Below are 14,056 nucleotides of genomic sequence, written 5' to 3'. Positions count from 1 at the left end.
AGCCACCCCGAGCATCCCGGCCTGGTTCGGATCTACAAGGATCTCGACAGCGCGCCCGAGCACTACGAGAACGCCTACCACTGCGACGCCACGTGGCGGGAGAACCCGCCGATGGGTTGCGTGCTCCGGTGCGTGGAGACACCTCCCGTCGGTGGCGACACCATCTGGGTGAACATGGTCGAGGCCTACCGTCGTCTGCCGGATGCGGTGAAGGACAAGATCGCCGGCCTGCGCGCGCGGCACAGCATCGAGTCGAGTTTCGGTGCGGCACTGTCGACGGAGAAGCGGCATGCGCTGCACGCGCAGTTCCCCGACGCCGAGCACCCGGTGGTTCGCATCCACCCGGAAACCGGCGAGAAGATCCTGTTCGTCAATTCCTTCACGACGCACCTGGTCAACTACCACACCCCCGAGAACGTGCGATTCGGTTGCGACTACGCGCCCGGCGCCGGAGAACTGTTGCGCTACCTGACATCCCAGGCGGCGATCCCCGAGTACCAGGTGCGCTGGCGGTGGACCCGGAACAGCATCGCCATCTGGGACAACCGATCCACCCAGCACTACGCGGTCCAGGACTACTGGCCGGCCGTCCGCAGGATGGAACGCGCCGGAATCGTCGGCGACCGCCCCTTCTGACCTTCCCCCGATCCCCCCGATACCGATACGGAGACCTCCCATGCATTTCCACGACGACGCCCTGTTCCCCGAGTGCCAGGAGAAGCTGGTCATCACCGCGGCCCCCTACGGCCCGGAGTGGGAACCCTCCGACTTTCCCGAAGACCTGCCGCTGACCATGGAGCAGCACATCCAGCAGGCCGTGGACTGCTACGAGGCCGGCGCGACGGTGCTGCACATCCACGTTCGCGAACTCGACGGCAAGGGCTCGAAGCGACTGTCGAAGTTCAACGAGCTCCTCGCCGGCCTGCGCGAGGCCGTGCCGGACATGATCCTGCAGGTCGGCGGCTCGATCTCCTTCGCTCCGGAAGGTGAAGGCGCCGAAGCGAAGTGGCTGGACGACGACGTGCGGCACATGCTCGCCGAGCTCGACCCGAAGCCGGATCAGGTGACCATCGCGATCAACACCTCGCAGATGAACATCATGGAACTGATGACCGCGGACGACATCGCGGGTACCTCGATGGAACGCCCGGAGCTGGCCACGACCTACCGCGAGATGACGGTGCCCGCCGGACCCGAGTGGGTCGAGGAGCACCTGCGCCGCCTGCAGGCGGCGGGCATCCAGCCGCACTTCCAGCTGTCGAGCATCCCGCAGCTCGAGACCGTCGAACGGCTCATCCGCCGCGGCGTCTACACCGGACCCCTCAACCTCACGTGGGTGGGCATCGGCGGCGGCTTCGACGGCCCCAACCCGTACAACATCATGAACTTCATCCAGCGCGTCCCCGACGGTGCGTGCCTGACCCTCGAAACCCTCATGCGCTCGGTGCTTCCCGTCAACACGATGGCGATCGCGATGGGCCTGCACACCCGGTGCGGCAACGAGGACACCCTCTGGGGTCGCAAGGGTCGGAAGATGACCTCGGTCCAGCAGATCCAGCAGCTCGTCCGGATCGCCGGCGAACTCGGCCGTGAGGTCGCCACCGGCAAGGAAGCCCGCGACATCTACAAGATCGGCGAAACCTACCGCGACGCCGACGAAACCCTCGCCAAGCTCGGCTACGCGCCCAACCGTCGCCCCGGGCAGGTCGGCTTCACACAGCACGCCTGATCGACCTCGCTACACCCAGCGGTTCCGGGGCACGCACTCGCATCGTGCCCCGGGACCGCACCGCCCGCCGAGTCCCCACTCACCGAACCGTCTCCCCAGGAGCACCCATGGGACTGCACACCACCTCTGTCGCCGATCCGGGCGCCACCGTCGCCGGACCGCGCACCCGCTCACGGGCCTACCCGTGGATCGTCTTCGCACTCACCTTCGGTCTGCTGCTCTCCGACTACATGTCGCGGCAGGTCCTCAGCGCCGTCTTCCCCTTTCTCAAAACCGAATGGGCACTGGCCGATTCGGAACTGGCCTCGCTGACGAGCGTCGTCGCGCTCATGGTCGGGTTGCTCACCCTCCCGTTGTCGCTGCTCGCCGACCGGTGGGGTCGCGTCAAGAGTCTGGTGCTCATGGCCACGTTGTGGTCCGCCGCGACATTGCTGTGCGCGGTCGCGAGCAACTACGAGCAGATGCTCGGCGCCAGGTTCCTCGTCGGTGTCGGTGAAGCGGCCTACGGCAGCGTCGGAATCGCATTGGTCCTGAGCGTGTTCGCCCCGCGGATCCACGCGACCCTCAGCGGCGCATTCATGGCAGGCGGTTCGTTCGGCTCGGTCGTCGGTGTCGCGCTCGGCGGTCTGATCGCCGTGCATCTGAGCTGGCGGTGGTCGTTCGCCGCGATGGCGGTGTTCGGGCTTCTCCTCGTGGCGCTGTTCCGCGCACTCGTCAGTGAACGGAAGCTGGCGCGGTATTCGGTCGACGATGCTCCCGAAACGAAGGTCGCGTCACCGCCGGACGGCTTCCGGGCTCCCGTGTCGAGCCTGTTCACCAACCCCGCGGTGCTGTGCGCCTACGCGGGTGGCGGCCTGCAGATGTTCACCGCGGCGGTCCTGCTCTCGTGGACACCCAGCTTCTTCAACCGGTACTACGGCCTCGCTCCCGACAAGGCCGCCGCCGCAGCAGCGATCGTCGTGCTCCTCATCGGCAGCGGCATGGTCGTCTGCGGCGTGATCACCGACCGCGTCGGGCGCTTGGACATCGCCCGGAAGTGGACCACCGCCATCGTCTACTGCGCGATCTCGCTGGTGACCCTGGTAGCGGCGTTCCGCCTCGAAGCAGGCACCGCACAGTTGGTGCTCCTCGGCATCGGCGCGTTCTTCTCGGCAGGATCGTCCGGCCCGACGGCCGCGATGGTCGCCAACCTCACCCATTCCTCGGTCCGTGCCTCGGCCATGGGCACCCTCACCGTCGCGAACAACCTGCTCGGCCTCGCGCTGGGACCGTTCGTCATCGGCATCCTCGCCGACCGCCTCGGCCTCGTCGGCGCGCTGCAGCTGGCGCCGCTGATCTATGTCGTCGCCATCGTCGCGCTGATCGCAGGCAAGCGGCTGTATCCGGCGGGTCTGCGCCGCTTCGCCGAGCTGCGTGACCGCGCCGTCCAGGTCAGCTGACCCCGAACCGTACCTCGACGACCCCCGGAGCTCCCTGTGAACACTTCTTCGTCCCCGACCGTGGTCATCGTGCCCGGCCTGCGCGACCATGTCGCCGACCACTGGCAGACCCTCCTCGCCGAACGACTCGACGACGCCCGCATCGTGCCGCCGCTCGAACACCACAAACTCGATCGCGCCGCCCGCGTCGCTGCCCTCGACGCCGTTCTCGCCGACACCGCCGGTCCGGTGGTGCTCGTCGCGCACAGCGCCGGCGTCGTCACCACCGTCCACTGGGCACAGAATCCGACCCGCCCGATCCAAGGGGCACTGCTCGCGACCCCCGCGGACGTCGAACTGCCACTGCCGGCCGGATATCCGACGACGGACGAACTCGAACACGGGGGATGGACCCCGATTCCCCGCCGTATCCTGCCGTTCCCGAGCATCGTCGCGGCCAGCCGCAACGACCCGCTCGCCGGCTTCCGCCGGGTCGCCGGAATGGCCGAGGCGTGGGGGAGCCGCCTGGTCGATCTCGGTGACGTCGGGCATCTGAATCCCGCAGCCGGATACGGCTTCTGGCCCGACGCCGAGACGCTGCTGCAGGAGCTGATCGACGACACGAGTCCGGTGCTCTCACAGGCAGAGTGAGTTCTTCCGGGCATCACACACCGCAACGACAGGATCTACCCATCCCATGTTCAATCTTTCCGTGCTTCTCGAGGATTCCGCTCGCCGCTACCCGGACAGGGTCGCGCTGGTCCACGGCACCGAGCGGCTGACCTACGCCGAACTCGATGTCCGCGCCGACCGAATCGCGGCTCTGCTGATCGATCGCGGTATCCGGCCCGGCGAACGAATTGCGCTGACGTGCCCGAACATTCCTGCGTTTCCCGCCGTGTACTACGGCATCCTCAAGGCCGGGGGTGTGGTGGTGCCGCTGAACACCCTGCTCAAGCCCCGCGAGATCGCCTATCACCTGAACGATTCCGGCGCAGCCCTCTACTTCTGCTTCGAGGGCACGGACGAGCTGCCGACGGGCGAGTACGGTCGGTCCGCCTTCGCGGAAGCGGACGGCTGTCGCGAAATCCTCTTTCTCTCCGCAGATTCGGATGTGGTGACGACGGCCGACGGAAGCGATGCGCGACCCGTCGTCGACCCGGACTGGGTGGTCGGGACCGGTGCCGTGGTGCGCTGCCCGACCGACACCGCGGTCGTGCTCTACACGAGCGGAACCACCGGCCGGCCGAAGGGTGCGGAACTCACGCACGCGAACATGGTCCTCAACGCACTGACCGCGAACCGCCTGTTCGACAGCAATCCGCTGCGCCACGACACCTACCTGCTCACGCTGCCGCTGTTCCACTCGTTCGGGCAGACGGTGACGATGAACGCCGGGTTGTCTGTCGGTGCGACGCTGGTGCTCATGCCCCGATTCGAGGCGAAGGCCGCCCTGGATCTCATGCTCGCCGAATCGGTCACCGTGTTCGCGGGTGTCCCGACGATGTACTGGGCGCTGCTCGGCGCGGTGGACGAGTCCGTCGACGTGAAGCGGATCGCCCGCACACTCCGCCAGGCGATCTCCGGTGGGGCGGCGCTGCCCGTGGAGATCCTGACCCGGTTCGCCGAGCGCTTCGGCATCGGAATCCTCGAGGGCTACGGCCTGTCGGAGACGTCGCCCTTGGCGATGTTCAGCGACCCCGAGCGGGAGCCGCGGCCCGGTTCGATCGGGGTTCCGGTGTGGGGGATCGAGGCGATGCTCGTCGACGAGGACGGGAATCCCGTGACCGGGCCCGACGCGGTCGGTGAACTCGTGCTGCGCGGGCACAACGTCATGAAGGGCTATCTGGACCGGCCCGAAGCGACGGCAGAGGTGATGCGCGACGGCTGGTTCCGTACCGGCGACCTCGCCCGCAGGGACGACGACGGCTTCTACTACATCGTCGACCGGGCCAAGGACCTTATCGTCCGGGGTGGGTTCAACGTCTACCCGCGAGAGATCGAGGAGGTGCTGATGAGCCACCCGTCGGTCTCGCTGGCCGCGGTCGTCGGAATCCCCGACGAGCGGCACGGTGAGGAGGTCAAGGCATTCGTCATCCCCGAGGCGGGAGAACGACTCGGCGAGGCCGAGCTGATCGACTGGTGCAAGGAGCAGATGGCGGCGTACAAGTATCCGCGCCGGATCGAGTTCACGGCCGTCCTGCCCATGACCGCCACCGGGAAGATCCTCAAGCGGGCGCTGGTCGAGTCCGCCTCGTCGACGCAAGCGGGTGTGTCGTGACCGGCCCGGGAACCCGCCCGACCGTGGAACGCATGCGGGACGAGGGTTTCTGGAATCCGCTGTGGGACGACCTGGACCGGATGGACCCGGCGTGGACCGAGCAGTACATGGCCGCGGCCATGCAGCCGCTGCAGTCCGGCTCGCTCACGCCCCGGGAGATCCAGCTCCTGTGCATCGCGGTGGACGCCAGTTGCCTGCACATGTATGCGCCCGGCGTGCGGCGCCACATCCGTGCCGCACTCGAACTCGGCGTGGAACCCGAGGCGATCCTCGACGTCCTGAAGTTCGCGACCACCGTCGGGATCCACTCCTGCAACATCGGTGTGCCCATCCTCGTGGAGGAGATGGAACGTCGGGCTGCTTCGGGACCGGTGTCACCGCCCGAGGGCTTCCTTCCACGTGACGGTGCGGCCGATCCGCAGGATCGAACGCTGGTAGATCTTCGCCGCCACGACAGCGAGGAGCGCGGTGACCACGATCATGAGCACGATCGTGCCGACGATCTGGAACGGTGATGCGACGCCGGCCGCGATCCGCAGCGGCATGAGGATCGCCGAGAACGGCGGAATCCAGCTCAGTACCGTGCTCCACGTGGCGTCGGGATCGTCGACGGACGAGAACGCGGCGAAGAACATCGCGAGGATGATCATCATCAACGGACCAGAGGTGGAGTTGACATCCTCCTGCCGCGACACCATCGACCCGGCGGCGGCGTAGAGCACCGCAAAGAACGCGAATCCGAGGACGAACCAGCCGAGTGTGCTCGCGAACACCCCGAGCGCGGTGCCGGTGATGGTGAGCGTGTCGGTGGCCAGGGCGGCTCCGACACCGACAACGCCGTACGCGGCGAGCTGCAGCAGGCCGACGGCACCGATGCCGATGATCTTGCCCCACAACAACTGCAGCGGGCGCAGCGTCGACAGGAGCAGTTCGACGACGCGCGAGGACTTCTCCTCGACGACCCCCATGGCGACGTACATGCCGAACATCAGGATCTGCATGTACAGCAACACCACGGCGACGATCGACAGGACGACTCGCTGACCCTGCTCCGGATCGGGCGGGTCGATCGCTTCGACGACGACGGTCGATCGCGCGGTGGCGTCGGCGATCTCGGCGGGATCGACTCCGCGTTCGGTCAGTGCCGCCGACTGCGCGTCCTGCGCGACCGCGGCATCGAGAACGGTCTTCAGCCCGGCGTCGATATTCGATTCGGTGACGGCGGTGACGCCCGCGGGCTCGCGGGGGATCAGCACGACGTCGAGTTCGCCCGCGGAGACCTGTGCGCGACCCGTATCGCCGTCCGGTACTTCGGAGATCTCCAGCGGCATGCCGGTGGCGTCGCCGATCGCGCCGAGTGCTGCGCTCAGCTGCGGCGCGGCGACGACACCGACGGTGGGCCGGTCGTCGTCGGATCCGCCGAAGATCGACATCGCGACGATGCCCACCACGATCGCGACGAGCACGATCGCGTTGCTGACGACGAAGCTCTTCTTCCGAACCTGAGTGACGAACTCGCGTCGCGCGACGAGCCCGATCGCACGTGTCGTGGTCAACGGGGCGCTCATGCGGACACCACCTCCCGGAACAGATCGGCCAACGACGGTCGGTGCAGCGAGAATTCGTGCACGGGCCCGGTTTCGAGTGCGGTCTTCAGGATCTGCTGGTCGTCGACCCCGGGTGCGACGGACAGCACGGTCCGGCCGTCCGTGTGCTCGACGGTGCCGACGCCGGGCAGTCCGTCCGCCCAGTCGGGCGGTGCCTGCGGTGCGTGCACGACGAGGCGGGCGTCGCCGCCGGAGCGCAGTTCGTCGACGGTGCCGACGGCACGCATCCGGCCCTTCGCGATGATGCCGACGCGGTGGCACAGGCGCTGGACGAGATCGAGCTGGTGACTCGAAAAAACCACGGGAACACCGCTGTTCGCCTTCTCCATGAGCACCTCGCTCATGACGTCCACGGCGACGGGGTCGAGGCCCGAGAAGGGTTCGTCGAGCACGAGAACCGTCGGGTCGTGCACGAGCGCGGCGGCCAGCTGGACGCGCTGCTGATTGCCGAGGGAGAGCGAATCGACGGTGTCGCCGAGACGTTCGGCGATGCCCAGGCGTTCCGTCCACCGGCGCACCGCGCCGTCCGCGTCGGAACGGGACAGGCCGTGCAGCTGAGCGAGATACGACAGCTGTTGTCCCACTTTCATCTTGGGATACAGTCCGCGTTCCTCCGGCATGTAGCCGATGGTGCGGCGCACGTCGAGATCGACCGGCCTGCCGTCGAGCAGCACCTCACCCGAGTCCGCGGCGAGCACGCCCAGCGTGATGCGCATGGTGGTGGTCTTGCCGGCGCCGTTGCTGCCGACGAACCCGAACAGTTCGCCGGGCCGGACCTCGAAGCTCAGGTCGTCGAGGGCGACGATGTCGCCGTAGCGTTTGGTCAGGTGGCTCAGCGTCAAGGTCACAGATGGTCCTCCGGGTCGTCGTCGGGGCGGATCCAGGCCAGGATCATCGCGGGCAGGCAGCCGGCGAACAGGATCGAGGCCAGAGTGAAACCTCCTGCGGCGTAGGCCAGATCCTGGTGGTCGACGCTGTCCGTGGTCGATCCGAGCAGTAGTGCCAGGATGGGAATCATCACGAGCACCTGAGCGACACCGAGCCCGATCGACCGGGCGCTGTTGCGTTCGGAGATCTCCCGTTCGTCGAGCGCGTGCCGGGGTGCGTCGGACAGCCGGCTCGACACGATCTGCAGGGACGTCCAGGTCACGAGGAACACGAGTGTCAGCGGTAGCCAGGCGAGTGCGGCGAGCGGAACGAAATAGGTCGCGGTCGTGGCGACGAACATGCAGGCCAGCACGACGGCGAGAATCACGGTGAGCAGCCGGCGACGCGCTCGGGTGCGCCAGGTCGGGAGCCACCCGGACATCCGTTCCTGGTTGTCGAGGAATCTGCGCGTGCGACGCGCCTCGTACCGCTCGAGCAGGTTCTGCGCGGGCATCTCAAGCCTCCTTCGGTGCGGGACGGTGCAGCCCGGCGGACAGCGGCGCGAACTCCGTGCGCGAGAACACGGCCTCGACGGGCAGGCCGAACACGTCGCAGATGCGGAACGCGAGGTCGAGGCTGGGGTAGTGGTCGCCGCGCTCGAGAGCGCCGATGGTCTGGGGATTGACCTCGACCAATGCGGCGAGCTGGCTGCGGCTCAATCCGCGGTCCGCGCGGAGTACGCGGATCCGGTTGTAGATGGGGAGGGTTTCCCCACGGCGTACCGGGCTCATACAACAAAGTGTTGTGAAAACCCAACGATCTGTCAACCGCGTCGCCGAGCGAGTGGCACGCTCAGTCGATCTGAGGAGTCGAGCGATACATTCGCTCGGAAAAAGGGAAGGCCCGCCGACGCGTACGGTCGGCGGGCCGAATCCCGAGACGTCTACTGCTGGGGTGCGGACTTCTCCGGCGCCGTGTGCGGAACCGGGCAGCCGGGGGTGAAGGTGCCCATACTGTTGATGTCGAAGCCGTTGGGGTAGCTGCGGATTCGGGGCATGTCGTGGACGAACTGCGGCTTGCGTCGCGGCGGGAGGACGGCGAGCAGCCGGGCACGGCCCCGCAGCGCCCCGACCGAGAGCTTCCCGGCCAGGCTTCCGGGCTCGGGGTAGCGGAACGCGGCGAGCAGCGGCTCGTCCATGAGGCAGCGGCTGAACAGTTCGACCGCCGGCTTGGCGAAGCCCGGGTAGAACGACGCGAGCAGGTCCATCGTGGCGTCGGCGACGCGTCGACCGCCGGCGTCGAACGCGAAGTGCTCGGCCTCGTAGCTGTCCATGAGGGTCTCGAACTCACCGTAGGTGGCCGGAATGTCCTTGATGCCCATGTGACGCCCGAGGGCCTGGTAGTAGCGGACCGACGCGAGCAGTTCGTCGTCGGTCAGCTGCCGCCAGCCGTAGGCCTGGATCCAGCGCTGCGGGACGACCACGAACGTGGAGAGCACGTAGCGGAAGTCGTCGTTGGAAATGTCGTACATGCGGTGCATCTGGTTGATGCGACGGATCGCGGCCTTGCCCTCGGCGCTGTCGAATCCCTGGAGGAGCGGGACTTCGAGCAGGATCGAGGTGTCGTCGTAGCGCTTCTGGGTGGTCTCGGTGAACGCGCCGGTCGCGTCGAGCAGCGACCCGATGCTCGGCACCGCATACGTGCGGAACAGCGCGAAGCTCAGGGCCTGGTTGAAATCCCACGGGAATTCGTAGGTGGTCAGGTTGCGGTAGATCTCGTGGAATCGGCTCTCCGGGTCGAGACCGGCGTTGCGGTTGGGTTTGCTCACGGCTTCTCCTTCGCGTCCCGGTCGGAGTGTAAGTAGGGTTATATTTTTGTGCAAGAGGTCACAATCGAGGGACGTGGCCGGATCGGAGGAGACATGGCTTCGGACGGGGGAAAGAGGAAGGTACCCACGCGCGGCGCTCAGTTGCGCTATCTCGAGGCCGGACTCGACGTGCTCGGCAGGCAGGGTCACGCCGGACTGAAACTCGCGACGGTGTGCGAGGAGGTCGGCGCCACCAGCGGCTCGTTCTACCACGCGTTCCCCAACTGGGGTGAGTACACGTCCGCGCTCATCCACTACTGGCGCGAAACCAAGAGCGACCGCCTGATCGGCGATGCACGAGAGGTCGCCGACCCGGTCGAACGGCTCCAATTCCTCATCGACGTCGCCCTCAACCTGCCTCACGACACCGAGGCGGCCATCCGCGTGTGGGCGGCCCACGACCCCGACGTCCGGGCGATCCAGATCGAGGCCGACGAGGAACGTCGGCAGTTCATCGCCGAGGCCTTCTTCGACGCGACCGGCGACCGTGCGCTGGCCGAACGGCAGGCGACCGTCGCGATGTACATGCTCGTCGGGTACGAGAGCGGAACCCACCGATCCCGGGACGACCTGGCCTGGGCCTTCCGCACCTTCGTGGAACACGCACTCGCGGCCGTCGCCCAGAGGTGACCGCCGGGCGGATCAGTCCTCGTTGAACCCGCGGATCCGGTCCAGCTCTCGACGTTCCTTCTTCGTCGGCCGGCCGGCACCGCGGTCGCGGCGGGGGAGCGACGCGAGGATCTCCTTCGGCGGCGGCGGAGGACTGTGGTCGAGATAGGCGGTCGCCGCGATGGGGGCGCCGACCCGCTTGTTCACCAATTGGGTGACCTCGACGATCTTTTCGAGCCCGTGGGCGCGGACCCGGACCTCCGCGCCGATCGTCACCGGTGTCGACGGCTTCGCGGTCATCCCGTCGACGCGCACGTGCCCGGCCCGGCACGCCGCCGCGGCAGCCGAGCGGGTCTTGAACAGTCGCACCGACCACGTCCAGCTGTCGACCCGGACACTGCCGCTCATGCGTTCTCCTCGGTCAGCTTCCCGTCGTCGAGGCGCCACCGCCGGGTGCTGCGGGTGGTGTCGAGCATCCGGCGGTCGTGCGTGACGAGCAGCAGCGTGCCCTCGAAACTGTCGATGGCCTGTTCGAGCTGCTCGATCGCCGGAAGGTCCAGGTGGTTCGTCGGTTCGTCGAGCACCAGCAGGTTCACCCCGCGCGCCTGCAGCAGCGCGAGTCCGGCGCGGGTGCGTTCGCCGGGGGACAGCGACGACGCCGGCCGCAGCACGTGGTGGCCCTTCAACCCGAACTTCGCGAGCAGGGTCCGCACATCCGCGTCGGGCCAGTCGGGTATCTGCGCACCGAACGCCTCGACGAGCGGCTCGTCACCCTCGAACAGCCCACGCGCCTGGTCGATCTCACCGATCTCGACGCCGGAGCCGAGCGACACGCTGCCGGCATCGGGAGTCAACGTGCCGAGGAGCAGGCCGAGCAGCGTCGTCTTCCCGGCGCCGTTGGGTCCGGTCACCAGGATGCGGTCACCCCAGTCGACCTGGGTGGTCACGGGACCGAAACAGAAAGCGCCACGGCGAATCTCGGCGCCGTTCAGGGTCGCCACGACCGCGCCGCTGCGGGGTGCGGCCGCGATCGACATCCGCAGTTCCCATTCCTTGCGGGGCTCCTCGACGACGTCGAGCCGTTCGATGCGGCGCTGCGTCTGGCGAGCCTTCGCCGCCTGCTTCTCGGTGGCCTCGGCGCGGAACTTCCTGCCGATCTTGTCGTTGTCCTTCGACTTGCGGCGCGCGTTGCGGACCCCGTGCTCGAGCCAATTGCGTTGCATCCGAGCGCGATCCTCGAGCTGCTGCTTGGTGTCGGCGAACTCCTCGTAGGCCTCGCGCGCGTGCCGTCGCGCGACCTCCCGCTCGACGAGGTACGCCTCGTATCCGCCGTCGTACACGGCGATCTGCTGCTGCGCCAGGTCCAGCTCGACGATGCCGGTGACGGTCCGCGCCAGGAACTCGCGGTCGTGGCTGACCACCACGAGCGCGGTGCGGGTCTCGGCGACGAACCGCTCCAGTTGTTCGAGCCCGGCCAGATCGAGGTCGTTGGTCGGTTCGTCGAGCAGCAGCACGTCGTAGCGCGACAGCAGCAGCGCCGCGAGCCCGGCCCGGGCCGCCTGCCCGCCGGACAGACCGGTCATCGGGGCGTCGAGCCCGACGTCGAGGCCCAGGTCGGCGACGGTCTTCTCGGCGCGTTCGGCCAGGTCGGCGCCACCGAGCGCGAGCCACCGTTCGAGCGCCGGGGTGTAGTCGTCGACGTCGGATTCGCCGAGCGCCTCCGCCGCGGCGTTCATCACGCGTTCGGCCTCGGCGACACCGGTCCGTCGTTCGAGGAACCCGAGGATCGTCTCCCCGGCGATGCGCTCGGGTTCCTGGGCGAGATAGCCGACGGTCGCGTCGGGCGGGCTGAGGGTGATCGTGCCGGTCACGTCGGCGGTACCGACGCCGGCGAGCGTCGTGAGCAGTGTCGACTTACCGGCGCCGTTCGCGCCGACCAGGCCGATCACGTCGCCGGGAGCGACCGTCAGGTCCAGTCCGCTGAACAGGGTCCGTTCGCCGCGGGACGCGGACAGCCCGTCGATTCGTAGTGTTGCGCTCACCGGGCGATTATCCCGCCCCGGGTGTACGGGTCCGTCACCCGGGGATGCTGAGTTTCGGCGGTCGGCGAGGTCGGTATCGGTGGACAATCGGCGAAACGAGGGAGGCCGGCATGGGCACACCGGTGACGACGATCGACACACGGTTCGGTGATCCGGACGCGCAGCCGATGGCGTGGAGCGACACCGAGCGCCTGCTCACGGACGCGGAACTGTACTGGCTGAGCACCACCGGGCGCGGAGGGGGACCGCACGTCACCCCGCTGATCGGGCTCTGGCGCGACGGCGCGTTCTGGTTCTGCACGGGTCCGGGCGAGCAGAAGGCCCGCAACCTGCAGCACGAGACGCAGGTCGCGGTGACGACGGGCACGAACACGTGGGCCGACGGCGCCGACGTGGTGGTCGAAGGCGACGCCCACCGGATCACCGATCCCGCGCAATTGCAGACGCTGGCGGACGCCTACCTCGCCAAGTACGGAGAGCAGTGGCGCTTCGAGGTCGTCGACGGAGGATTCGGCGGCGAGGGATTCGGCGCGGAGGTGTTCCGGGTCGACCCGCGCAAGGTCCTCGTGTTCGCGAAACACCCGCACGGGCAGACGACGCACCGGCTGCGCTGAGCGCCGCGGCCGCCGAGCGTGCAGAACCTGTCGCGATTTTCGGTGGGACACAACAAGATCTGCGCACTCGGCCGGGGCGTCAGCGCGGGGGACCGGATTCGACGGTCAGCGTCGCGGTCTGCGCGGCACCGGTCTTGTCGCGCCAGCCGATCTCGACGGTGTCGCCCGGGCGTCGCGCCATCAGGAGGGTTTCGAGGTCGCCGTTGGAGGCGACGGGCTTGCCGTCGAACGAGGTGATGATGTCGCCGATGTCGAGCCCGGCGACCTCGGCCGGTGAGTCGAACGACACCCACAGCACCTCCGCGCCGCGGTTCTCGCCGTCTTCGCGGACGGTGGTGACCCTGACTCCGAGCAGAGGAGTCGGGCCCACGTGCACGGTGCCGCCGCCGGTGCCCGCGCGGATCTGCTCGACGATCCGCATCGCAGCGGAGATCGGCACCGCATAGGCCTCCGGGGCGACGGGGGTCTCGGCGGGATCCTCCGCGATCGCGCCCGCAGTGTTCACTCCCACGACGGCGCCGAACGCGTCGACGAGCGGACCGCCGGAATCGCCGGGCCGGATCGCCACGTCCGACTGCAGCATCCCGGTCAGCCGGTGCCGCGACCCGTCGGCCGAGTCTCGCACGAGCACATTGCGCCCGGTTGCGACGATCGTGCCGGGAGTAGCGACGACGACCCCACCGCCGTCGGCGTTGCCGAACGCGGTGACGGCGGAACCCACCCGGGGCGCCTCGGCGTCGGCGAGCGTCGCGACCGGCAGATCCCGGGCGCTGCCGAGCTGCACGACCGCGACGTCGTGGACGCGGTCGTAGCCGTTGACGGCGACGTCGTAGGACAGGCCGGTCGCGGCGCTGAAGGCGGTGATCTCGTCGGCGCCGCTGACGACGTGATGGTTGGTGAGCACGAGGCCGTCGGAGGTCAGGACGATCCCGGTTCCCGCCATCCCCGTCCACCCGTCGGTGGCGGTGATCGTGACGACGGCGGGCGCGATCCGGGCGGCGAGTTCCTCCGCGGTCGCGGGC

The 14,056-nt window shown here is 68.3% G+C and carries 15 protein-coding genes and 1 pseudogene; 8 read left to right on the top strand and 8 right to left on the bottom strand.

All coding sequences use genetic code 11. The features are described from left to right. From I0Q12_RS04615 to I0Q12_RS04590, 6 genes and pseudogenes are all read left to right on the top strand, one after another. Positions 1-636 (top strand): TauD/TfdA family dioxygenase (locus I0Q12_RS04615; protein WP_231610002.1); only part of this gene is annotated, 636 nt, incomplete at its 5' end. Positions 637-676: 40 nt separating this feature from the next. After that, positions 677-1,729 carry a 3-keto-5-aminohexanoate cleavage protein gene (locus tag I0Q12_RS04610; protein ID WP_197250828.1) on the top strand — a complete coding sequence of 351 codons (1,053 nt, stop codon included), beginning with the start codon at positions 677-679 and terminating at the stop codon, positions 1,727-1,729. A 107-nt stretch (positions 1,730-1,836) separates the two neighbouring features. Beyond that, the gene (locus I0Q12_RS04605) at positions 1,837-3,168 is read left to right on the top strand and encodes an MFS transporter (RefSeq protein ID WP_197250827.1); all 1,332 of its coding nucleotides are present in this window, start codon (positions 1,837-1,839) and stop codon (positions 3,166-3,168) included. 36 nt (positions 3,169-3,204) lie between these two features. Then, positions 3,205-3,798 (top strand): alpha/beta hydrolase, encoded by a 594-nt coding sequence (locus I0Q12_RS04600; protein ID WP_197250826.1) that lies wholly within the window; start codon positions 3,205-3,207, stop codon positions 3,796-3,798. A gap of 46 nt (positions 3,799-3,844) precedes the next feature. After that, complete coding sequence (locus I0Q12_RS04595; RefSeq protein WP_197250825.1) at positions 3,845-5,428, top strand: long-chain fatty acid--CoA ligase; 1,584 nt, start codon at positions 3,845-3,847, stop codon at positions 5,426-5,428. A gap of 32 nt (positions 5,429-5,460) precedes the next feature. Further along, a pseudogene (locus tag I0Q12_RS04590) lies at positions 5,461-5,784 on the top strand (carboxymuconolactone decarboxylase family protein); the annotation flags it as partial. An 18-nt stretch (positions 5,785-5,802) separates the two neighbouring features. On the opposite strand, the gene I0Q12_RS04585 reads toward I0Q12_RS04590, so the two are convergent. From I0Q12_RS04585 to I0Q12_RS04565, 5 genes are all read right to left on the bottom strand, one after another. Beyond that, positions 5,803-6,996, bottom strand: a complete 1,194-nt coding sequence (locus I0Q12_RS04585) for an ABC transporter permease (protein WP_197250824.1) — start codon at positions 6,994-6,996, stop codon at positions 5,803-5,805. Beyond that, positions 6,993-7,883: an ABC transporter ATP-binding protein gene (locus I0Q12_RS04580; RefSeq protein WP_197250823.1), complete on the bottom strand. Its 891-nt coding sequence runs from the start codon at positions 7,881-7,883 to the stop codon at positions 6,993-6,995. The genes I0Q12_RS04585 and I0Q12_RS04580 overlap by 4 nt, the downstream gene beginning before the upstream one ends. Then, on the bottom strand, positions 7,880-8,416 hold the full coding sequence (locus I0Q12_RS04575; protein WP_197250822.1) for a hypothetical protein: 537 nt from the start codon (positions 8,414-8,416) through the stop codon (positions 7,880-7,882). Before I0Q12_RS04575 ends, I0Q12_RS04580 begins: the two co-directional genes overlap by 4 nt. Before the next feature lies 1 nt (position 8,417). Then, entirely contained in the window at positions 8,418-8,693 is a 276-nt protein-coding gene (locus I0Q12_RS04570; RefSeq protein ID WP_197250821.1) for a helix-turn-helix transcriptional regulator, read from the bottom strand. Positions 8,694-8,845: 152 nt separating this feature from the next. Beyond that, positions 8,846-9,730, bottom strand: a complete 885-nt coding sequence (locus tag I0Q12_RS04565; RefSeq protein ID WP_197250820.1) for an oxygenase MpaB family protein — start codon at positions 9,728-9,730, stop codon at positions 8,846-8,848. 93 nt (positions 9,731-9,823) lie between these two features. On the opposite strand from I0Q12_RS04565, the gene I0Q12_RS04560 reads away from it, so the two are divergent. Beyond that, positions 9,824-10,399, top strand: a complete 576-nt coding sequence (locus tag I0Q12_RS04560) for a TetR/AcrR family transcriptional regulator (protein ID WP_197250818.1) — start codon at positions 9,824-9,826, stop codon at positions 10,397-10,399. A gap of 12 nt (positions 10,400-10,411) precedes the next feature. Here I0Q12_RS04560 and I0Q12_RS04555 read toward each other — a convergent pair whose 3' ends face one another. Both I0Q12_RS04555 and I0Q12_RS04550 read right to left on the bottom strand, forming a co-directional pair. Continuing rightward, positions 10,412-10,786, bottom strand: coding sequence for an RNA-binding S4 domain-containing protein (locus tag I0Q12_RS04555; protein WP_197250816.1), 375 nt, complete (start codon positions 10,784-10,786; stop codon positions 10,412-10,414). Further along, positions 10,783-12,420, bottom strand: coding sequence for an ABC-F family ATP-binding cassette domain-containing protein (locus I0Q12_RS04550; RefSeq protein ID WP_197250815.1), 1,638 nt, complete (start codon positions 12,418-12,420; stop codon positions 10,783-10,785). The genes I0Q12_RS04555 and I0Q12_RS04550 overlap by 4 nt, the downstream gene beginning before the upstream one ends. A gap of 110 nt (positions 12,421-12,530) precedes the next feature. Between I0Q12_RS04550 and I0Q12_RS04545 the strand changes: the two genes are divergently transcribed. Continuing rightward, a complete protein-coding gene (locus tag I0Q12_RS04545) occupies positions 12,531-13,034 on the top strand; it encodes a pyridoxamine 5'-phosphate oxidase family protein (RefSeq protein ID WP_197250814.1) in 504 nt (167 codons plus the stop codon). Between the two features lie 79 nt (positions 13,035-13,113). On the opposite strand, the gene I0Q12_RS04540 is transcribed toward I0Q12_RS04545, so the two are convergent. Next, positions 13,114-14,056: S1C family serine protease (locus I0Q12_RS04540; protein WP_197250812.1), on the bottom strand; the 943-nt coding region annotated here is incomplete at its 5' end.

The organism is Rhodococcus sp. CX, assembly GCF_015865005.1.
Classification (GTDB): Bacteria; Actinomycetota; Actinomycetes; order Mycobacteriales; family Mycobacteriaceae; genus Rhodococcus.
Note: the sequence above shows the minus strand (reverse complement) of the source record. Positions and strands in the feature narration are given on the sequence as shown.

Bases quoted from the DNA above. Each gene is read 5' to 3' on its own strand.
- I0Q12_RS04545 (WP_197250814.1), top strand. From the start codon at position 12,531: ATGGGCACACCGGTGACGACGATCGACACACGGTTCGGTGATCCGGAC.
- I0Q12_RS04585 (WP_197250824.1), bottom strand. From the start codon at position 6,996: ATGAGCGCCCCGTTGACCACGACACGTGCGATCGGGCTCGTCGCGCGA.
- I0Q12_RS04570 (WP_197250821.1), bottom strand. From the start codon at position 8,693: ATGAGCCCGGTACGCCGTGGGGAAACCCTCCCCATCTACAACCGGATC.
- I0Q12_RS04595 (WP_197250825.1), top strand. From the start codon at position 3,845: ATGTTCAATCTTTCCGTGCTTCTCGAGGATTCCGCTCGCCGCTACCCG.
- I0Q12_RS04555 (WP_197250816.1), bottom strand. From the start codon at position 10,786: ATGAGCGGCAGTGTCCGGGTCGACAGCTGGACGTGGTCGGTGCGACTG.
- I0Q12_RS04560 (WP_197250818.1), top strand. From the start codon at position 9,824: ATGGCTTCGGACGGGGGAAAGAGGAAGGTACCCACGCGCGGCGCTCAG.
- I0Q12_RS04605 (WP_197250827.1), top strand. From the start codon at position 1,837: ATGGGACTGCACACCACCTCTGTCGCCGATCCGGGCGCCACCGTCGCC.
- I0Q12_RS04575 (WP_197250822.1), bottom strand. From the start codon at position 8,416: ATGCCCGCGCAGAACCTGCTCGAGCGGTACGAGGCGCGTCGCACGCGC.
- I0Q12_RS04610 (WP_197250828.1), top strand. From the start codon at position 677: ATGCATTTCCACGACGACGCCCTGTTCCCCGAGTGCCAGGAGAAGCTG.